This window comes from Cupriavidus sp. GW823-FHT07A04 (assembly GCF_058794615.1).
On sequence record NZ_JBXAHA010000012.1, the window covers coordinates 197,895 to 215,965 of the forward strand.

General features: G+C 61.6%; 22 protein-coding genes and 1 pseudogene. 17 read left to right on the forward strand and 6 right to left on the reverse strand.

The features are described 5' to 3' along the window. The first annotated feature begins 150 nt into the window (after positions 1-150). The 16 genes from AC1Q7Q_RS21880 to AC1Q7Q_RS21955 all read left to right on the forward strand — a co-directional run bounded on the left by AC1Q7Q_RS21880 (position 151) and on the right by AC1Q7Q_RS21955 (position 12,056). Positions 151-585 carry a hypothetical protein gene (locus AC1Q7Q_RS21880; RefSeq protein WP_400097300.1) on the forward strand — a complete coding sequence of 145 codons (435 nt, stop codon included), beginning with the start codon at positions 151-153 and terminating at the stop codon, positions 583-585. A gap of 15 nt (positions 586-600) precedes the next feature. Beyond that, the gene (locus AC1Q7Q_RS21885; RefSeq protein ID WP_492371035.1) at positions 601-936 is read left to right on the forward strand and encodes a hypothetical protein; all 336 of its coding nucleotides are present in this window, start codon (positions 601-603) and stop codon (positions 934-936) included. Positions 937-1,076: 140 nt separating this feature from the next. Continuing rightward, on the forward strand, positions 1,077-2,048 hold the full coding sequence (locus AC1Q7Q_RS21890) for a DUF932 domain-containing protein (protein ID WP_492371036.1): 972 nt from the start codon (positions 1,077-1,079) through the stop codon (positions 2,046-2,048). Between the two features lie 54 nt (positions 2,049-2,102). Then, positions 2,103-2,492, forward strand: coding sequence for a hypothetical protein (locus tag AC1Q7Q_RS21895; protein ID WP_492371037.1), 390 nt, complete (start codon positions 2,103-2,105; stop codon positions 2,490-2,492). Between the two features lie 186 nt (positions 2,493-2,678). Next, positions 2,679-4,415, forward strand: coding sequence for a PRTRC system ParB family protein (locus tag AC1Q7Q_RS21900; RefSeq protein ID WP_492371038.1), 1,737 nt, complete (start codon positions 2,679-2,681; stop codon positions 4,413-4,415). 38 nt (positions 4,416-4,453) lie between these two features. Further along, positions 4,454-4,936: a PRTRC system protein E gene (locus AC1Q7Q_RS21905; protein ID WP_492371039.1), complete on the forward strand. Its 483-nt coding sequence runs from the start codon at positions 4,454-4,456 to the stop codon at positions 4,934-4,936. A gap of 10 nt (positions 4,937-4,946) precedes the next feature. Beyond that, a complete protein-coding gene (locus tag AC1Q7Q_RS21910; protein WP_253932986.1) occupies positions 4,947-5,156 on the forward strand; it encodes a PRTRC system protein C in 210 nt (69 codons plus the stop codon). 103 nt (positions 5,157-5,259) lie between these two features. After that, positions 5,260-6,408 carry a PRTRC system protein F gene (locus AC1Q7Q_RS21915; protein WP_492371040.1) on the forward strand — a complete coding sequence of 383 codons (1,149 nt, stop codon included), beginning with the start codon at positions 5,260-5,262 and terminating at the stop codon, positions 6,406-6,408. Next, positions 6,405-7,133, forward strand: a complete 729-nt coding sequence (locus tag AC1Q7Q_RS21920) for a PRTRC system protein B (RefSeq protein ID WP_492371041.1) — start codon at positions 6,405-6,407, stop codon at positions 7,131-7,133. Before AC1Q7Q_RS21915 ends, AC1Q7Q_RS21920 begins: the two co-directional genes overlap by 4 nt. Continuing rightward, positions 7,130-7,780: a PRTRC system protein A gene (locus tag AC1Q7Q_RS21925; RefSeq protein ID WP_492371042.1), complete on the forward strand. Its 651-nt coding sequence runs from the start codon at positions 7,130-7,132 to the stop codon at positions 7,778-7,780. The genes AC1Q7Q_RS21920 and AC1Q7Q_RS21925 overlap by 4 nt, the downstream gene beginning before the upstream one ends. After that, positions 7,761-8,609, forward strand: coding sequence for a PRTRC system ThiF family protein (locus tag AC1Q7Q_RS21930; protein WP_492371043.1), 849 nt, complete (start codon positions 7,761-7,763; stop codon positions 8,607-8,609). Before AC1Q7Q_RS21925 ends, AC1Q7Q_RS21930 begins: the two co-directional genes overlap by 20 nt. A 113-nt stretch (positions 8,610-8,722) precedes the next feature. Then, a complete protein-coding gene (locus AC1Q7Q_RS21935) occupies positions 8,723-9,202 on the forward strand; it encodes an outer membrane lipoprotein (RefSeq protein ID WP_492371044.1) in 480 nt (159 codons plus the stop codon). 201 nt (positions 9,203-9,403) lie between these two features. After that, positions 9,404-9,970 (forward strand): reverse transcriptase domain-containing protein, encoded by a 567-nt coding sequence (locus AC1Q7Q_RS21940; protein WP_492371045.1) that lies wholly within the window; start codon positions 9,404-9,406, stop codon positions 9,968-9,970. A gap of 93 nt (positions 9,971-10,063) precedes the next feature. Continuing rightward, on the forward strand, positions 10,064-10,516 hold the full coding sequence (locus AC1Q7Q_RS21945) for an IS630 family transposase (protein ID WP_349609845.1): 453 nt from the start codon (positions 10,064-10,066) through the stop codon (positions 10,514-10,516). 218 nt (positions 10,517-10,734) lie between these two features. Next, the gene (locus AC1Q7Q_RS21950) at positions 10,735-11,253 is read left to right on the forward strand and encodes a hypothetical protein (RefSeq protein WP_492371046.1); all 519 of its coding nucleotides are present in this window, start codon (positions 10,735-10,737) and stop codon (positions 11,251-11,253) included. A 77-nt stretch (positions 11,254-11,330) separates the two neighbouring features. Beyond that, positions 11,331-12,056 carry a hypothetical protein gene (locus AC1Q7Q_RS21955; RefSeq protein WP_492371047.1) on the forward strand — a complete coding sequence of 242 codons (726 nt, stop codon included), beginning with the start codon at positions 11,331-11,333 and terminating at the stop codon, positions 12,054-12,056. Positions 12,057-12,350: 294 nt separating this feature from the next. Here the strand turns inward: AC1Q7Q_RS21955 and AC1Q7Q_RS21960 are convergent, their stop codons facing one another. From AC1Q7Q_RS21960 to AC1Q7Q_RS21980, 5 genes are all read right to left on the reverse strand, one after another. After that, positions 12,351-12,665 (reverse strand): helix-turn-helix domain-containing protein, encoded by a 315-nt coding sequence (locus AC1Q7Q_RS21960; RefSeq protein ID WP_492371048.1) that lies wholly within the window; start codon positions 12,663-12,665, stop codon positions 12,351-12,353. A 132-nt stretch (positions 12,666-12,797) separates the two neighbouring features. Continuing rightward, positions 12,798-13,022 (reverse strand): hypothetical protein, encoded by a 225-nt coding sequence (locus AC1Q7Q_RS21965; RefSeq protein WP_253933089.1) that lies wholly within the window; start codon positions 13,020-13,022, stop codon positions 12,798-12,800. 136 nt (positions 13,023-13,158) lie between these two features. Continuing rightward, on the reverse strand, positions 13,159-14,013 hold the full coding sequence (locus tag AC1Q7Q_RS21970; RefSeq protein ID WP_492371049.1) for a hypothetical protein: 855 nt from the start codon (positions 14,011-14,013) through the stop codon (positions 13,159-13,161). Between the two features lie 316 nt (positions 14,014-14,329). Further along, entirely contained in the window at positions 14,330-14,767 is a 438-nt protein-coding gene (locus AC1Q7Q_RS21975) for an HU family DNA-binding protein (RefSeq protein ID WP_492371050.1), read from the reverse strand. Between the two features lie 98 nt (positions 14,768-14,865). After that, positions 14,866-15,783 (reverse strand): tyrosine-type recombinase/integrase, encoded by a 918-nt coding sequence (locus tag AC1Q7Q_RS21980; RefSeq protein ID WP_492371051.1) that lies wholly within the window; start codon positions 15,781-15,783, stop codon positions 14,866-14,868. Positions 15,784-15,882: 99 nt separating this feature from the next. Here AC1Q7Q_RS21980 and AC1Q7Q_RS21985 point away from each other — a divergent pair, with 99 nt between their 5' ends. Continuing rightward, positions 15,883-16,329 carry a hypothetical protein gene (locus AC1Q7Q_RS21985; protein WP_492371052.1) on the forward strand — a complete coding sequence of 149 codons (447 nt, stop codon included), beginning with the start codon at positions 15,883-15,885 and terminating at the stop codon, positions 16,327-16,329. Positions 16,330-17,121: 792 nt separating this feature from the next. Here the strand turns inward: AC1Q7Q_RS21985 and AC1Q7Q_RS21990 are convergent. Beyond that, positions 17,122-18,054 (reverse strand): annotated as a pseudogene (locus AC1Q7Q_RS21990) (IS91 family transposase); the annotation flags it as partial. Positions 18,055-18,071 lie beyond the last annotated feature (17 nt).

Consider the following 18,071-nt stretch of genomic DNA (forward strand, 5'->3'; position numbering starts at 1 on the left):
TTCCTGGCGGCATCTTGCGAGTGCGACCGCAAATTCCGATTCATTTTCTGGGTGTTTCTCTTGCACGCCACCCCGAAAACGATGCAGAATTGAACCAGTTACCCCTTTTCAAATCGCCGCAGCAGCGGCAGGTACCGGAAAGGGGGTGAAATGACAGAACTAGCAGTAGGCAGGGGATATATGCGTCTGCTCGGGAAGCTTCAACCCGAGCGCGAGTGCGACGAACCCGTGCATATTGCGCGGATCATTTCGCCCACTTGCCGGACACAAGACGAGCTTGGCCTGATCTATCCCGATGGCGCATTGCAGCGCCGGGATTTGGCCCGCGCACTCCCCGTATTCGACCACCGTGATTTCATCGCGCGTACGTTTTTGCGATATCACGCGCGCTTTTTTGATAGCGAAGGTCGCATCCATCAATTCCATAAGGCCACTCCGGATTCGTTCGTACTTTACGGCACGATCGTCACGGACGGCGCCAATCGTCTCGTCGACTTCTGCGTGCAGTCCGGCAGTCGCCTGGAATACAGCAGACAGCTCATCCGCAGCGTGATCGCCGCCCTGTGCGTTGGCGAGACACAGTAAGGAAAACCAACAACCATGAAAATGCACCCAGACGATCAGGGTGGGGTGAATCTCGCCCTGCCCGAAGAGAAGCCCGAAGCGGCAGCTGTCAGCCCGTCTCGGGGACGCAAATCCAAGAAGCAGCACAGCCTGTTGATTGCCGGCTTCCGCACCCTGGATATCGAGCTCGCGCTCATTCAGCGGGGCAACACGTTCTTGGTCCGCAAGTGCTGCGTTCAGCCGTATGCAGAACAGGCTCGTACTCCAGTACCGGACAAGGACACGGGTATAGCAGCGCTCGTCAGCGAGTTGGCCACTGCCGGCATTACCGGTCCGTTGGCCCGCATGCGCTGCGCGCGCTTCGGGTTTTAAGGCATCTTCCCACAACTCGTGAAGCCCCTCGGGGCTTCCGTTTGCGCCATTCAAGCGGCGTAGACGGAAGGTCCGATACCTCCTGGTTTTTGTTGCGGCATCCCGCCGCATTGTCACAAACGCCACCCAGGAGATTCCAAATGGCTCACGAACTACAACTCTCTCTCGACGGCACGGCTTCCATGGCCTACGTCGGTGCAATGCCGTGGCATGGCCTCGGCCAAAAGCTTACCGAGAACGCGACGATCGAGGACTGGCGCCGCGAAGCCAAGCTGGATTGGCAACTGCACCGCAGCACGGTGCAGTTCATGAACGGCCAGATGCACGACTTCCCGGAACATCACGTGCTCTACCGCAGCGACAGCAATGCGCCGCTGGCGGTGGTTTCCGATCGCTACAAGGTCGTCCAGCCGGGCGAGGTCCTGGAGTTCTTCCGCGACCTGGTCGCGCACTCGGGCTTCACGCTCGAGACCGCGGGCAGCCTGAAGGGCGGGCGCCGAATCTGGGCGCTGGCCAGGACGGGATTCGACGCGGAAGTGGTCGACCATGACCCGGTGAAGAACTACCTGCTGCTGGCCACATCTTGCGATGGCTCGCTCGCGACAACCGCGCAATTCACCTCGGTTCGCGTGGTCTGCAACAACACCCTGCACCTGAGCCTGCATGGCGCGCAAGCTGCGCTGGCCAGCGCTTCGGTAATCAAGGTGCGCCACAACACCGAGTTCGATCCGACGGTTGTACAGGACCAGCTCGGCCTGATCGGCGAGAAGGTCTTCGGTAGCTTCATCGACCGCATGAAGAACTTGTCGCAGAAGCCGGTCTCGGCCGCACAGGCTGACGCCGTGCTGCAGTCCTTGATGAGTTCGATTGCAACCCCGGATGTCACCAAGTCGCGAGGCTACAAGACCGTCATGGGGCTATTCAACGGCGCCGGCAAGGGCGCCGGGTTGGACGGTGTCAGGGGTACGGCATGGGGGCTGCTCAACGCAGTCACCGAGTACCACGATTTCCATATCCGCGCACGCGGTCAGGACAATCGCCTGAACTCAGCTTGGTTCGGCATTGGTGCCAACGCCAAGGAAAAGGCGCTTCAAGCGCTGGAAACACTGTAAGTACCGCCGCTGCCAGCCATCTGGCTGGCGCGGCGCCACACCTGGAGAATTGCCATGAGCCAACATCACTTTGAAACTGTCCACGGGACCAACCGCGTAGACGTCGTTCTCGGCTGGGACCGGCCGCTGCACCACTTCTTTCTGTGGGTGGAGCGTCTGAACGTGCCCTGCAATGCGCCGCCGGCACCAGTGTTGGCCTTTGCCGACGTGGATGAGGGTTCGGATCCATGCGATGGGCCGGAAGAACGATCGGAGGACTTCATCTATCACAACCTGGACGACACCGCCTCGATGGGTGCCGGCCTCTCTTACTTCCGCAACAAGCTCGCCGCACTGGGCGTGACCGTGCCGGAGACCATGTTCACCCAGGTCCTGCGCGACAAGGCACTCAACATCGGCAACCGCCATGTGGTCTATCAAGCCGATGGCTCTTTCGAAGGGTAGACGGCGTGACTGGTCTTCCCACTACTTTGAAAGCTCGGCACTGCGCCGCGTTTTCGGACTGCTGAGGCAGTCCAAAGATGCACGGCATCTCAGTATTTTTTCATCGCCGCTGGAGCGGCACTGTAAACCCACGAGGGAACCACATCCTCAAGGGATGGGTTCACCTCTAAATCAGGAGAGCCCAACATGCAAGTTCCTGCAATACCCGAAGTCACTCCTGTCCCCCAGGAGACACCAGAAAGCCTCGCATCCCCGACCCTGCCGATGAGTCGCATACGGCCGGGGCGCTACAACCCACGCCGGCATTTCGATCCGAAAACGATGGCGGAACTCGTCGCTGGCATTCGTGCCGCGGGCGGCGTTATGCAGCCGATTGTCATCCGGCCAGTGGAAGACGGGTACTACGAAATCATTGCCGGCGAGCGGCGCTATCGCGCCGCCATGGAAGTCTATGGCATGGAATACAACATGCCGATCATGGTCAAGGATGTCGATGATGAGACGGCTGAGGCGATGGCGATCATTGAAAACGTCGCCCGCGACGACATGGCGCCGTCTGAAGAGGCGGTCGCTGCCGCCAGGATGGTCGGCAAACTCAAAGGCGACCGGGAGGAGGCCGCGCGCATATTCGGCTGGTCCCGCGCGCTGCTCGACAAACGCCTGGCACTCATGAACTGTAGCAATGAGGTGCTCAATGCCCTCAATGAGCGCAAGATCCAGCTGGGTCACGCCGAGCTGCTCGCCGCCCTTGCCAAGGACAAGCAGGACAAGTTCCTGCCTGTCATCGTCTCCGAGTCGAAGACGGTTGCCGAGTTGAAGAAGGCGATTGAGACAGTGTCCTGCAGCCTGGCGAGCGCCATTTTCGACCAGACGGAGTGTGCAACGTGCCCGCACAATTCTGCGCTGCAGACGGAGATGTTCGGCGAATCCATCGCCACCGGTAACTGCACGAATCGCACGTGCTTCAACACCAAGAGCGAGGCGCAGCTGGCTACGATCGAGCAAGGCCTCAAGGATGAATTTCCGGCGGTTCGGATCGTGCGGACAGGCGACAAGTTCACCCGGATCCAACTGGTCGTTGGCGGGGCAACCGGGGTTGGTGAGGAGCAGGCCAAGGCCTGCCATGCCTGCCAGAATTTCGGTGCTGCCGTCAGCGGCCTGCCGGACTCGATGGGCAAGATTTACCGGGGTCAATGCTTCGACACGGCCTGCAACTCGCGCAAGGTAGCCGCGCGGATCGCAGCCGAGAAAGCCGCGGCGGTTCCTCCGCCGGCATCGAAGAAGGGCGGTAAGACGGGAACGGCAGCGGCGGCATCTGGCGCCGGCACTGCCGCTGGCGCGACGCCGATGGAGAAGCCAGTCACGGCCGTCAGCGAGACCGACAAGGTGAAGAACTACCGCGTTGCCTTGTGGCGCAAGTTTCTGCGGCGCGAGGCTGCATCCGATCCTGCGGTGGCAAACCAGTACCTGCTTGCCATCGCGCTGGCGGGACAGGCGCGGACTATCGAGGGGACGCTGTTGCGCAAGTTGTACGAGCGCATCGTTCCCGACGAAACGTGCAGTGCCACGGATCTCGACAAGGCGCTCGACACCGCGGCCGCTCTCACCGAGGTGCAACGGCAAAACCTGACCGTCGCGCTCACTGTCGCGGCCATTGAGGGGCTGGATGTGCCATCGCTGGTGCGTCTTTGCAAATACCAGAAGCTCGATCTGCGTCGGTACTGGAAGCTATCCAAGGACTTCCTGGACCTGCTGACGAAGTCGGAGATGAAGGTCGTTGCCAACGAGATCGGCCTGCTGGCCGCGCTCGGCGATAGCACCGCGAAAGTCTTCAACAAGCCGAAGCCCGAGCTGATCGAAGCCCTCCTGAAGGTGGAGAAGTTCGAGTACGAAGGCAAGGTACCGCGCGTGCTGCTGTTTTAAGGCACCGCATTCCCCCAATTCTGAGAAAGGAAAATTCCATGTTCCAACAACTTGCAACCCTGCTTGGGTCGTGTGAGAAGCTTGTCCTGACGCTCGCCCTCAAGGGCGAACAGATGACGGTCTTCGTTGCGCCAGCCGTCAAGGGTGGCGCTGAGTCGGGTCTGAGCCTGCCGCTGGTCCTGACGGCCACGCCGGCGGAGCTGGATGCCGGCTTCCTCGACGCGCTTGCCGGGTACACGACGTCGCGCCGCTCGCTCAGCGAGCAGGTAGAGGCGACAACCGCCGTGCTCGATGCCGCCAAGACCGCGCAAACGCAGAGGGCCTCGAAGGCGATCGCCAACGCTGGCAAATCGAAGTCCAAGCCGCAGCTTCCGAATGAGGAGAGTGAAGGCGAAGATGACGAAGAGTCCGCCGATGGCACTACCGAGGCGGAAGCCCCGCCAACTGCAGCTCCCGCCAGCGACGGACATCCTCCGGAGTCCAAGGGGACGGACCTCGCCGCATTGCTCGACGACCAATAGGAGGCACACCATGGCCATCGAAGTGACGCGCCTTGTGCGCGAGTTCCTCTACAACGGCATGACGTTCGTCGATCCCGGTCCTGCGTTCAGTCCCGATGATGTGCGGGACCTGTACTCGGCGCAGTACCCGGAGCTGACCACCGCCAAGGTGGACGGCCCCGAGCACAAGGGGGAGACGGCAACTTACACCTTCGTCCGCGCTGCGGGTGCCAAGGGGTAGCCATGCGCCATCGGGACTTGATGAAAGCCCTGGCGGATCCCGACAGAGCATTCGATCAGCCGCCCGAGAGGGCGGTTTTTTTACAATCGAAGGAGATGCAAGCATGCTGCTCAGCCCTCGGCAAACTAGTGGCGGTGTCGATGGAGGCGTCGCCGCAATCCCGCAATTTCAGCGGCTTGCCGCTGCCGCAGATCGACCTGCCCATGGTTTTCTGACGCTGCCGGAAGTCTCGGCCGACGTCGCGGTCAGGGGCCAGGTACGTTTCCATACCCCCGAAGCCGTGGCGGCGCTGGCGCGCGCGCAGTTTGATACCGCGCCGCTTCGGGCGCGGGACATCAAGGCACCCAGCGGGATCGCCGATGCCTACGCGCAGGCGCTCTTCAAATGGTTCGGCCGGCAGCATCGGCCGTTCAGGTACCTCAATCTGACGTTCTCCATGATGGACGCGGATACCGTCCGGTCGGAGATTTCGCATCAGTACGAGGCAGAGTCCTTTACTGGCGACGCCCCGCTTTACCTCGCGGTCAGCAGTGATGGTGAAGGGATCTTCGAACTGCACGCGCGTGCCGAGAAGTTCACGCGCGCGCACCCGCAACTGTTGGCCACCGCCGTGCGTCTCGTTCAAGCGGCGTCATGGCAGACCACATGGATACGGACCCCGAGCGAGCTGCTCCATCACTTTTCCCATTTTCACTGGGATGGTGACGAGATGGCTTCCGATGACGACGCGCTGGAGCACCTCACCGAATGCCATGGCGGGGACAGCGAGACGCTGCAGAACTATCTGCCGTCGGTGGTGCGGGAAGAGCTGCGGCCAGCAGCCCTTTGCCTAGCGACGAAAGGAGCGGGCCGACGCCCATCCCGTAGGAGTTTTGGACTCGACGTTGCAACACTGGAAATGCTGACCTGTCGGCGAGGTGTAGGGCGATTGTGCCGGGAGCTAATCCGGCTGCGCGACCTGGTTCGCCGCGGCCGCGAACGGAACCTCTTCGACTACGCCTATCGGGGCAACCCGGTGTACTCCGCGGCGGCACTGGTCTGGCAGAACGACGACCGGATCCAGCAACTTTTCGACGACATCTACACGTTCGACTGGGAAGGCGGCGAAGCGACGATGCATATGGGCTTCATCCCGATTGCCCAAAATGCGTCGGCCATCCGCCGCCAGTACGCCGATTGGCAACTTGCCCTTCAAACGCTGGCCAGCATCGATCGGGTGCTTGGCCACCTCACAATTTCGGATCCACTATGACAAAAATCGCAATGGGATCTGCCGGCGTGGAGATCAGTCTCACCAATGCCGTGCTTCTCTACAGCCAACAGGACGGACGCATTTCGTACGGAACCATCCACCCGATCCTGGCCGCCCCCAAGGGTGACAGGCCTACGATCGGCGCGGGTGTGCCACTTGACCGGTTCGGCCTCGTGCAGTGCCTGCAATCTCTCGCCGAGAACGCGATCCCACAGGCGGAGTTTCTGCCTGCGACCGTGTTGTCCATTGGAGCGCATGCAGTGACCTGGTGGTGCCCGCCGTGCATGCGTCGCGTGTTCTTCCAGTGCAAGGAGCTTGGCAATCGCAGCAGCATCGTGCCGCACCCCGGGCTTGTGTTTCAGGCCGCTGTCGACGGATTCCGCGTGTTCGCCCTGCGGGACGAAGGCAGGCCGACGCCGAAGACGAAGCTCTACGAACCTCCCTACTTCAACACCTGGGACGCTGGAGAGATCTGCGTCGGGTCCGCAAAGGTCCCTGCGAGGATCGGCGTGAGCGCGATTCGTGGCTGGGAGGCTGCATTTTTCAACTCGGCCTTCACGCACCCCAACCACGGCGGCAAACGGGTTGCCTACAAGCGCGGCGTGTTTGCGTTCTGGAAAGACATGCTGGACGGCGCGTTCGGGAAGGCATACCCAAAGGACGTCCTCGTTCCCTTCAAACACACTCTCGGCGATCTGATCGCCAACGAGCTCACATCACCATGAACCCTTTCGATTCCACATTGCAACGCTCCTTCCCGACCGTCATGGTCCCGACGAGGGAGCCCGTCGCGGGGATGACAACAGCAGGCGAGCGCTTGCTTGTCGCGAGCAACGGCGTATTCATCGAGATCTTTCGGCCCTGGATCCGGCTCATCCGCCGCATCAGCAGCTACGCCGTCTCAACGGCCATCCCCTATGGGGTTGTCGAGGAGGTGACCGAACTGCTGTGCGGCCGAGTTCCGCCAGAGCTGATCGGCGCCTTTGCCGAGCAGGCGAGAGCGGCGTGTCCCAATGAAACTGGTGGGTGGATTGTCTGGAACCCCGGGACCAAGGTGTTTCGCTTGGTGCCGGTGGTCGTGCTGTCGCATGACAGCGCCAGCCTCCGCTACGACCGACCGCAACTCCCCGACGGCGAAGTCCTGGTGGCCGATTCCCACTCGCACGGGCGTTTCGCCGCCGGTTTCTCAACGACCGATGACCAAGACGATCGCTTTGACGTGAAGTTCGCGGTTGTGCTTGGCCGCTGTCATACCCGAAGCATGGATGTCGCCTTGCGACTCTGCGCGAAGGGGATCTTCGAGCGTTCACGCAACATTCCGGTGTCCTGGTTGGATGCCGTTGGAGAAGCCAATGACTTTGCTACAACATAGGATTCCGCCGTGCATGATTAGTGGGGCGTGGAAGGTGGTCGTGGTCGGTGCCGGCGGCACGGGCAGCGTCCTGCTGCCGAACCTGGCGCGACTGCACCATGCCATGCTCGAGCTCGGCCATCCCGGTGGCATTGACTGCACCGTCTACGACGACGACACCGTGAGCGAAACCAATGTCGGCCGCCAGGGTTTCTACCCGGCGGACGTTGGCGGCTACAAGGCGCTGTTGCTGGTCAACCGGCTCAATGTCCTCATGGGCACACGATGGGTCGCGGTACCCCGCAAACTGGACGCCGCCGAGGCAGTGCACGCCGATCTGGTGATCGGGTGCGTCGATACCCGTGCTGCGCGAAAATCGATTCTGTCGGCGAGCGGCCAGGGCGGGGGAGCCTATTACCTCGACTGCGGCAACGAAACGGATCGTGGCCAGGTCATCCTGGGGGAAATCAGGCAACCTCACCCGGGGCGCCTGCCCCACGTTGGGGACCTGTTCCCGGATCTGGTCGACCCGGCTGGCGACAAGGAAGACACCGCGCCGTCTTGCTCGATGGCCGACGCACTGCGCAAGCAGTCATTGGTCATCAACCAGGCGATTGGTGTTCAAGCCTTCAACCTGCTGTGGACGTTCTATCGCACCGGCGCACTCCCGTATTCGGGGGTGTTCGTCAACCTGGCGACCGGCCGGACCAATCCGCTGGCGCTGGACCCGGCGGCCTGGGCGAGATTTGGGTACGTTGACCCAGTTCCGCGCCCGAGCAAAAAGGAAAGCAGCAAGCAGCGCAAGTCGCCGCGCAGCCGCACCAGTGCGGCGCAGGCAACCGCAGTTTGAACACAGCAATGCAGTAACCCGCGCCACTTTCTGTGGCGTGTTCCCTCAAGACCCATCGGGCGAATGTCCATGCCCGATGGCATGGCTTCGCCCGCCTCAAGAAAGGTGAAACCATGAAAAAGATATTTGCAACCCTTGCCGCAATCGCCATGCTGACCGGCTGCACCGTCGAGCACACGTCCTCCAATGTCTACCGAGGCATGGAGGCGTTGCACGGCGGCCAGGTCGAGCACGCGTCGGTCGTACGGGTACGTGCTGTCATCATCCAGGGTAGTGTGACGCCGGGCTACGGCGCGTTCTCGGGTCTTGCCGGCATTGCCGGTGCGATCGTGGGTTCCGTCGTTGGCTCGCAGGCCATCGGTGGTGGCCGTGGCAGGTATGTCGCCGCGGCCATCGCCGCCCCGGTTGCGGGTATCGTTGCGCAGCAGGTTGCTGAACGCGCGTCGAACCCCAGCCGGCAGGGCTATGAGATTGTCGTTCGCACGGATCTGGGGCGACTTGTCGCCGTCACGCAGGACGCCGATCAACCGTTTGCCCCTGGCGATCGGGTGATGCTCGTGTCCAGCGGCGGCGCCATGCGCGTAACCCGTTAGCAGTCCCCGGGGCCTCGCCCACAGCAATCAGCCGCTCCCCATGTTGGGGGGGCGGCTTTTTTGTTTTACGGCGGCTTGCGGGATGGGGGAGCGGTGGCGGCGGAGACGGTATAGTTCAGGGAACGATCCGACGGCTCAGTTCGGCCAGAAGCGGCCGTGCGCCTTCGCGCTCAGCCGCGCCTTCGTGGTCCAAGCACCCTGGTGCGTTTCGCTGATGACTTTGTCGTGTTATTTGCGTACAGGGATGATGCGGAGCGCGTCTTGCAGGTGCTGGGGAAGCGACTGGGTAAATACGGGTTGGAATTACACCCGGACAAAACCCAGATGATTGATTTCCGCTTCCGGCCCAAGCCTGGTCATGATGATCAACAGGGAGCGTTGGCCACGACCTTCAAGTTCCTCGGGTTCACCCACGTGTGGGTGACCTCGGCGAAGGGCAAGGCGGTAGTGCGACAGCTGACCGCAACAGATCGCGTTGCGCGTACGCTCAAGGCGATCAACCGGCAATGCCGCGCTATGCGGACCTGGCCGGTGCGGGATCAGCACCAACGCCTTTGCCGAATGCTGAAGGGGCACTATGCATACTTTGGCATCAGCGGTAATTCGGAGCGCCTGGCGACCATGAAGTTCAAGGTCGAGCGTATCTGGCGCAAGTGGTTATCGCGACGGTCGAACAAAAGCCCTCTGCCATGGGCTGCGTTCAAGGGGATCCTGGAACGGTTCCCTTTGCCGCGGTCTCGGATCGTCCATCGTTACATGCCTCTATGAGCGAATCTGTACGATGAGGAACCGGATGCCTTAATTGGGCTCGTCCGGGTCTGTGAGGGGCGAGGGGGGAAACCTCCTCGTCTACTCGGAAGCCTGGACGAATGCCATTTCCAGCAACACGGATCGCGCTGTCGCATGTGGGTGGCCCCGGAAATCCGCGATCCGGTGTTGATGCATGCGCCGACGCGAAAGTCGGTGGCATGTTTTGGCGCCGTCAGTCTGAGCACGGGTCGCTTCGTCTGGCAGGTATGCCCTGTCTTCAACGCAGAAACGTTTGCATCCTTTCTTCGCCAACTACTGCGCCATCGACGTCGCGGCAAGCGCATCGTCGTGGTCCTGGACAACGCCAAGTACCACCATGCCGTTCTGCTCAAACCGTTACTGCACAAATACAGGCGGCACATGACGTTGTTGTTCCTGCCACCATACAGCCCGCAACTGGCGCCTATCGAACGCGTATGGAAACTGACACGGCGCCTGGGGTTACATAACCGGTACTTCGCCACCCTCGTAGAAGTTCTCTCGGCAGTCGACGCCTGCTTCTAGCAATGGAAGAGACCAAACGAGGTACTACGACGACTATGCTGCATTATTTAAGACGTTGTGTTTAATTGCGGGCGCACGGCTCCGTGATGCGCTTTTTGAAGTATCCGTACATGATGTTTTCTCGATAGTTATCACAGCACGTGCTGCCTTCAGGTATAGCGTCCAAGGCACGCGCGAACGCGTGTATTGTATTGACCAGACAAACAAATGGATTCGCAATGAAAGAGCTGGCTGCATACCTACAGCGAATTTGCAGTTGCGCAAACATCGATCTAAGCGACAAGGAGTGGGCCAGCAAGGCTGGAATTCCGGACAGAAAAGGGTGGTATTTCATTCGAACGACGACGCCACTCGACGTGCTGCAACGACAGACGTTGTGGAGCGCCACCTATAGCAAGAAGAGGAGCGGTGAAGTTGTCCCGGTTAAGAACCTCAACATTGCTGCGCGAGCATTGCGCTATCAACCCGACCTTGCTCCGTACTGGAACATCGCCAACGTCTATTCAGGTATGGCATCTAGCCTGCTATCGCGCGCTCGTGAGCACACTTTTCCGGACCCGGGTACGGGCGGGCTCGCGTTGTCGAAGTACCAAGAGCTGGCAGGCTACGAATGGCAATTCTTCTTCGTGACAATGAGTAGATTTCGCAGCGAGATTTCGTGCGACGACATGCTGCTTCGACTAGGGGAGCAGATTTGGCGCGCGGAGAACGGCTGGCCGCTGCTGTGCGGCGACTGACAGAACAGTCATTGAAGGCGGGTCCGGGCCAGAATCCGTTTCCGTAATTATACGGGCGCCAATTAAGGGAGACCAACGTGGCATTGAACAACACCAACAGTCCACCCAAAAAATCGTCGTGGAAACGGCAGATTGTCTGGTTGATTAGCTTCGCCGTAGCGTTCGTTGCAGTCAAAGCATACAGGCAGCATACCGCCGACGGGGAAGCTTTAGCCCAGGGGACAGCGAATGCGACTGCGTCGATGCGCGCGCTTCAGGACCAGGCTGCCAAGCAGCATCCTGAGATGCCGCGTGGCGAAGCCGCCCGTGAGGCCGCGGCGTCGCAGAGTCAGGCTGACCTGGCCGTGAAATCTGGCGCGCAGAAAGCGGACGCGGCGGCTGGGCAGTTTCTCGGATACTACCTCGTCAATGTTCGGTCCCGGCCAGATTACTGCAAGTCGCAAGGGGTCGACATCACAGTTTTCGTCGAAGCGTTCAGGCAACACAACGCAGCTTTCTATGCGAAAAGCCGTGTGATTAATGCCAGAGGACCGTATTCGGCGGATGCGCTTGAAGACATGCTGCTACAAGCAGATGGGACCGAGCCTGGAGCAGACCATCCGGTTGAACACCGAAGATGCAGCCGCACGACAAAACGTAAATGCTGCCGTGATTTGCCAGAGCCTTGCTGCTTCGCCAGAGGAGGCTGTGCAACAGTTGGATCTGCAGCGGGTGAACCCGGCACTCTATCAGGCAATAACGGACGCGCAGTAAGGGCTCCAGGGTGCTACCGGCTTGGACAAATCCTGACTATCGCCACATAACCCGCGCGGAAAGTGACTTACCGACCAACTTTACGGGGCGATCGGCGGTTGCCCGTTAGAAGCAGTCGTTACGGTGGCGCGAGCCCGAACTGCGGTTTAGGGTCGAACTCGGCCGTCGTTCAGCATTCCGCGGCGGGATATCAGCTTGACTCCAAACTGCCCACAATGCGGCTTTGAACCAAAGAAAAGAGCCACGCCCGGGTAGGGCGTGGCTTGGTACAGCAGAGGTCGCTGCAGTCGACATAAGGCCAGGCGCGGAAGCGGGAGCCTATCGTCGATCGCGGATGAGCTCCGCTATGCTGCCGTGGGCGTATCGAGTTCGCGTAGGACCTCGGGATGCACTTTGGCCACCTTGAGCAAGGTGCTCGCTGCGCCAGTGGGTTTCCGTCGCCCTTGCTCCCATCCCTGCAACGTGCGTTTGGACACGCCAGGCAGTTGCGCAAATCGGGCTTGTGACAGCCCAGTTCGGTGGCGCGCTTCGGCAGCCTCGGGCACGGCGAACTGCCCTACCGCCGTGCTTTCACCTGCGGTTATTTCGCGAACAGATTGCAGTAGCTCTGCAGCCAGATCACGCTTGGCGTCGCGTGCTTCAATTTCGGTGTCGGTCATTGACGAAGTGTACGCCATTGGCGTATAGCGTGCTTTTCAGACTGAAGTGGGACACGCCGCTTGTGGTGGCACGACCTCAGTGACCGCAGCTACAGCACGCTGTTCGACTGGCATCGTTCATCCCTTTGGCTTCTATTGCAGTCGGATGAACGGAGTGGCTGGGTCGGCAAACGGGCGTGCCGCTTGCGAAGCCCAAACTTGCTTGGCCAGGCGGCCGTAGAGAACGACGGCACCGGTAATCTGGGTGTCTTCCAGATGGGTGATGCGCGGGTCGCTGGTGAGGCAGATGCGCAGGCTTGCGGTTTGGAGGTTGTCGAGCGGCTGGCTGTCGCCAAGCCGGGAATTGCTGAGGTCCATCTTTTGCTCCTTTGCGTCATACGACGCAGTTGAAAGAAGCGCAGGGGATACCCTGTCCCAAGGCGGTTGCCTTGCGAAAGGATTCCGGACGGACAAGCAGGGGTTCCACCCTGGCGCAGGCCAGGGCGGAACGGGGTTACGACTTCGGCGCGGGCCTCGCCGAGTCAAAGTAGGCACGTTCGGCGTCGGCGATTCGGACATGACCGACGGCGGCGAACAGGGTGCCAAAGTGGCGGACAGCCGCATACGCGGCAAAGCGGCGTAGCACTGCGATTTCCTTCTGGGAAGGCTCGCGCGCTACCGCCATTGCGATGTTGGCGATCGGGCTTTGTGCCGGTCGGCGCTCCACCGTGAGCGTCACGCGCGCAAAGGTCTCGCCGTTCTTCTTGATGGTGCCCGAGACAAATCGGTAGGTCTGCGCTTGGTTGTTAATGAGTGCGAGCGCCTTCTCCGGTGTGCACGGGCGCATTTTGCCGGTCCCAACGTCCAGGTGATGGATGTGCAGCGGATGGCCGGTGATGGCCGGATCCCTGGCCTCCAGCACGGCGTTACCCTCACGCTTTGTGATTTCGTCCAGGTCGAGCATGACGAGATGCGTCGCCGTGGCGGTCACAAACCAGAGCATGTCAGTGGCATTCTGCCACTCATCCAGATAGGCCCGATCGTGCTTGTAGAAGTCGTCCTGGTAGTGCTGCAGCGGCTTCAGCGGACCTTCGACGAAGGCACGCATCTGCTCGAAGAGCGTTTGGGACGGAAAGCCCCGGGCCTGGATCAGCGCCATGGCGGCATCGTCCTTGGTCCCAAAATATCCCAGAGGCTTGCTGCCCTGCTCGGCGCACCATTGACCGTTTCCGCCAATGAGCGAGCCGGCGCGCAAGCCATTGATCGCGGAGTAGACATCGTAGCGGCCAGACGCGAACTCTTCCAGGCGGAAGATCGGGTTATGGCCCGCTACCCGCGCGGCGGGTTGAGCTTCGATTGCGGTGTTCAACGTTTTCTCCCTCTGCCGAAATCTCGGCGTTAAAAAGGAGATGAGCGCGAAGAGAGGCGCATGCCGATGCCAATTTGAATGGGCAGACGCTCCATGGACAATGCTGGCGGGGTGCGTTGACCGGTTGATCTGTCAACGGGTCGGTGTACTGTTTGTTTCCTGCCGCTGTCGCGACGTTCCAATGATAGCGGGTTCCGCAGCGATTTGGCAGTCGAAGTCGGGGGAAAGCACGTGTCTCGCGGCCGTGGGTTGCAAGACGTCTGATTGTTGTGCGCCGCCGGGATGCCCTGAAGGGTATATCCGGCGGCACGATGGCTCAGAGCGCAGCGTCCTTGAGCTTCTTCAGCGGGCGAACCTTGACCTTCACGGTCGCCGGCTTGGCTGCGAACCATTGATCTTCGCCCGTGAACGGATTCCTGCCGAAGCGCTTCTTCGTGGCCGCCACTTGCAGGGCGGTGACCTTGAGCAGGCCGGGCAGCGTGAACTCGCCCGCGCCCTTTTTGTGCACCGCGCTCAGGACCGTGTTTTCCAGGTGGGCCAGCACGGTCTTGACGGTCTTGGCGTCCAGCTCGGTCTGGGCGACCAGGTGGGCCAGCAAGCTCGCCTTGGTGAAGGTTTCCTTCAGCGGCTTCGCTACCGGCGCAGCCGCTGCGGCTTTCTTTGCCGGCGCGGCCGCCTTCGGGGCAGGTGCTGCTGCCTTCTTGGCGGCAGGCTTGGCCGGGGTCTTTACGACAGCTTTCGCTTTGGTTGCCATGGATTTCTTTGTCTGGTTACTCGTTGATATTTCGCCGTAGAGGCGTCCGCGAGAATAGCAAACTCTATGCGGTATGTGGGACTTGGGGATACCAATACTTACAACTGTGCATCGATGGTGGTCCTTAGCCGGTCACAAGTTCGCGTGCTGGCCAGCCCAAGCAGCTTGCCGACTTCATCGCGGTTGCGCCCGGCAAGCAGCAGACGCCGGCAGTAGGTGTTGCGCAGCACCCGCGGGCTCATGTCTGGCGCTTCGAAGTCGATCGCGACGAGCGCCGCTCGCACGATCTTGCCAAGACTCATATCCGTGATCGGCTCGCCGCTGGCCTGGAGGGAGAACACGAGGTCGCCAACGACCGGAAGGGTCTGCCGGCGAACGCACCACTCGGTCAGGATCGGCACCGCGAACCCGGCGAGGGGGATCGTGCGGGTATCACGCGCGCCGTGGGCTGGCACGCGCAGGTAGGGCGGGGCAGCATCGGGCTGCAGATCCTCCCGGCGGGCCGTGCGGCCTTCCAATGCCGTGACGCCGGTGCCGAGGAAGAGCGCCACGATGGCGCGGTTGCGCAAGGCCGCCGGATCATCCCCAGCGTGCGGCTGCACCCAAGCCTGCAGGCGGGCGTCCGCGTCCTCTGGCAGGTAGATGGGATCCGGCTCGGCCTTTGGCCACTGACCGTCGCGGACCAATTGACCGGCTGGATTGCTCTTGCGCACGCCGATGGCCACCAAGTGGCGACACAACCGGTCCAGCAGTTTCAGATAGCGCATGCGCGTGGCGGTACTGTAACTGCGCGCGTCGGGCGACTGCCAGAAGGTATCGATATGGTCTGGGCCGAACGTGACGACGGTGGTGTCGGCGGCCAGCAGATGATGCCGAAAATGCTCGAACATGGCCTGATGTTGGATGATCGAGCGGGCCGCGAAAGGGCGCCGGTCCGCGCCGGCTGCCTCGCGGCTCTGCCAATCGGCATAGGCGAGGGTGGGATTGGTGAACCAGAGGCTGTCAACGGGTGTCATGACCGCATTTATATACTGAATTCCGCTTTCCCCGCACCCCTACCGCCTCTTCGAGGCGGACATAGCCTTCAGGTTAGCGGGGTAGAACCAGGCGGACAGATGCTTGCCGCCGTCATGACCGGACGGGCTGTTCAAGATGCAGCGTTCAAGGGTGTCTGGCTCGAAGCGCCATTCCAAGAGTACGTGCGCAAGGAACTCAGGCGCTCACCTCACATCGCGGCCGAACTGGAAGAGCATCCTGCAGCGGCGGGAGGTTTGACAGACCTGAGCCTGCGGGGGATCTCCATCGAGCTCAAATCGGTGAAGAAGAGGATCCGGCAGATGGATGACTGCCAAGCGTACGTCGAGCAGGCAGCAAGCTACGCGGTGGCAAAGGGCAAGCGCGTTGCGCTTCTCTGCATCCTTGACTGCAGCGAAAAGAACTCGGCGCCGTGGCCTGCTGATGACGGTATTGCGATTCTCAAGTCTGCAGCTCCAGCGAACGTGACCGTTGTCACCTTGGTGATCCAAGGGAACATCACGCGACCAAGTCAACTGTCTCCATGAAGCAAGGGCAAAAGGGGGGACGCGCACCAAATTGGATGAGTTCGAACTTGCTATCAAAGCAACAACCTCTACGAGTTTAGAAGAAGTGCGCCTACGCGCTTGCCCGCATCGGAAACGCCGCATCGCGTCGTGCTAGCAGTTGCCGCTGCCTTTCATATATTGCTGAACGTTCGCTATTCAGGGATCAAATCGGCAATTGCGAAGTCCGCACCGGGTTGCCTCGAACCCAATCGCGTTGCGCAGGAGCGGCTTTTTGCGCCGGCATGTCGCCCCCGCGTGTTTGAACGACTGGTGTCGAGGTTCAAGCTGTCGATCGTGGCTGAAGTCGTCCAATGACCGGTGTCCGTGATCGCTGCCGTTGGGTCTCGGACCGTGAATGACTCAGATTCAGCCTAAAGCGGCCGATCAGGAAAGCCCCTGGACTGGCTGCTCCTGTTAAGGGTTGTCTGATGCCTGCCCTCATGCGCAGGCCTGCGAGCCTGCGCCGGAACTGGCGGGCAGGCGTCGGACAAGCCTCGAGGGAGGAAACCGCGGAATGGAACGATGCCGCCTGAGCGAGCTACGCCACTATGGGGATTGGAAGGGCCGCAGTTCGGCCGGACACGGTGGTGAGTTCGGGTGGCCGCAAGGAAACGGTGACGAGAAGCGCGGCGGCAACGCTGGAACCCCCTTGTTGAGGACGGCGCGTCGCGCGGCAAACTGTGCCATTGGGACACCAGGCGCAGCTGTCCCCTTTGGGCTCGGGTTGCCCAAGAGCCGACAGTCGGAATTGGCCTTGATGGACGCATGGGCTCATGCTGCGCCTCGCCGCCGCGGGGGGGCGCGGATCGCTTGCCCGCGAGTGAAGGTGTCGACGACGATCATCGGTGCGCCGCAGTGCGGCCACACGAAGGTCGGTTGGGCGTGGCCGACCAGCGCCTCGACAGCGTGCGGTGGATCGACCGCAGGCTCGACGTGCAACAGCGCACGCACCCTGGCCAGCGTCTGCCTGCGCGCGGCGTTGGCGAGCAGGCCGTAGTGGCGGATGCGGTGAAAGCCCCCGGGCAGCACATGCAGCAGGAAGCGGCGCATGAACTCGTCCGCGCCGAGCGTCATGGTCTTGTAGCGGGTGCGGCCCTTGGCGCGGTAATCCTTCCAGCGGAAAGTGACGCCGCGCTCGTCCAGGGCAAGCAGGCGCTGGTTGGATATCGCCACCCGGTGGGTGTAGCGCGACAGATACGCCAACACCGCCGCCGGCCCGGCAAACGGGCGCTTGGCGTAGACTACCCACTCACACTGGCGCAGTGGCGCGAGCCACGCGGCGAAGGCCGTCGCCTCGGCGAGGCTGGCATGCTCGCCGAAGAACTGCAGCCGCCCGGCACGATGGGCCTGGTGGAGTTCCTCGAGGAAGCGCCGCCGGAACAGTCGGGAGAGCACCCGGACCGGCAGGAGGAAGCCCGGCCTGCAGGCCACCCAGCGCGATCCGTCGCCCGACAGCCCGCCGCCGGGGGCGATGCCGTGCACGTGGGGGTGATGGGTCAGCGCCGATCCCCACGTGTGCAGGACCAGGGTCGCACAGATCTTCGCGCCCAGATGCCTGGGATCCACCGCGATGGTGCGCAGCGTTTCGGCGGCGACGTCGAACAGCAAGCCGTAGATCACTGCCTTGTTGGTATAGGCGATGGCGCTGACCAGCGCCGGCAGGGTGAACACCACGTGGTAATACTCGACCGGCAGCAGATCGGCGCAGTCCGCCTTGAGTG

Bases quoted from the DNA above. Each gene is read 5' to 3' on its own strand.
- AC1Q7Q_RS21890 (WP_492371036.1), top strand. From the start codon at position 1,077: ATGGCTCACGAACTACAACTCTCTCTCGACGGCACGGCTTCCATGGCC.
- AC1Q7Q_RS21960 (WP_492371048.1), bottom strand. From the start codon at position 12,665: ATGACCGACACCGAAATTGAAGCACGCGACGCCAAGCGTGATCTGGCT.
- AC1Q7Q_RS21895 (WP_492371037.1), top strand. From the start codon at position 2,103: ATGAGCCAACATCACTTTGAAACTGTCCACGGGACCAACCGCGTAGAC.
- AC1Q7Q_RS21980 (WP_492371051.1), bottom strand. From the start codon at position 15,783: ATGACACCCGTTGACAGCCTCTGGTTCACCAATCCCACCCTCGCCTAT.
- AC1Q7Q_RS21935 (WP_492371044.1), top strand. From the start codon at position 8,723: ATGAAAAAGATATTTGCAACCCTTGCCGCAATCGCCATGCTGACCGGC.
- AC1Q7Q_RS21950 (WP_492371046.1), top strand. From the start codon at position 10,735: ATGAAAGAGCTGGCTGCATACCTACAGCGAATTTGCAGTTGCGCAAAC.
- AC1Q7Q_RS21965 (WP_253933089.1), bottom strand. From the start codon at position 13,022: ATGGACCTCAGCAATTCCCGGCTTGGCGACAGCCAGCCGCTCGACAAC.
- AC1Q7Q_RS21920 (WP_492371041.1), top strand. From the start codon at position 6,405: ATGACAAAAATCGCAATGGGATCTGCCGGCGTGGAGATCAGTCTCACC.
- AC1Q7Q_RS21915 (WP_492371040.1), top strand. From the start codon at position 5,260: ATGCTGCTCAGCCCTCGGCAAACTAGTGGCGGTGTCGATGGAGGCGTC.
- AC1Q7Q_RS21910 (WP_253932986.1), top strand. From the start codon at position 4,947: ATGGCCATCGAAGTGACGCGCCTTGTGCGCGAGTTCCTCTACAACGGC.
- AC1Q7Q_RS21925 (WP_492371042.1), top strand. From the start codon at position 7,130: ATGAACCCTTTCGATTCCACATTGCAACGCTCCTTCCCGACCGTCATG.
- AC1Q7Q_RS21900 (WP_492371038.1), top strand. From the start codon at position 2,679: ATGCAAGTTCCTGCAATACCCGAAGTCACTCCTGTCCCCCAGGAGACA.
- AC1Q7Q_RS21885 (WP_492371035.1), top strand. From the start codon at position 601: ATGAAAATGCACCCAGACGATCAGGGTGGGGTGAATCTCGCCCTGCCC.
- AC1Q7Q_RS21985 (WP_492371052.1), top strand. From the start codon at position 15,883: ATGCTTGCCGCCGTCATGACCGGACGGGCTGTTCAAGATGCAGCGTTC.
- AC1Q7Q_RS21880 (WP_400097300.1), top strand. From the start codon at position 151: ATGACAGAACTAGCAGTAGGCAGGGGATATATGCGTCTGCTCGGGAAG.
- AC1Q7Q_RS21905 (WP_492371039.1), top strand. From the start codon at position 4,454: ATGTTCCAACAACTTGCAACCCTGCTTGGGTCGTGTGAGAAGCTTGTC.
- AC1Q7Q_RS21975 (WP_492371050.1), bottom strand. From the start codon at position 14,767: ATGGCAACCAAAGCGAAAGCTGTCGTAAAGACCCCGGCCAAGCCTGCC.
- AC1Q7Q_RS21930 (WP_492371043.1), top strand. From the start codon at position 7,761: ATGACTTTGCTACAACATAGGATTCCGCCGTGCATGATTAGTGGGGCG.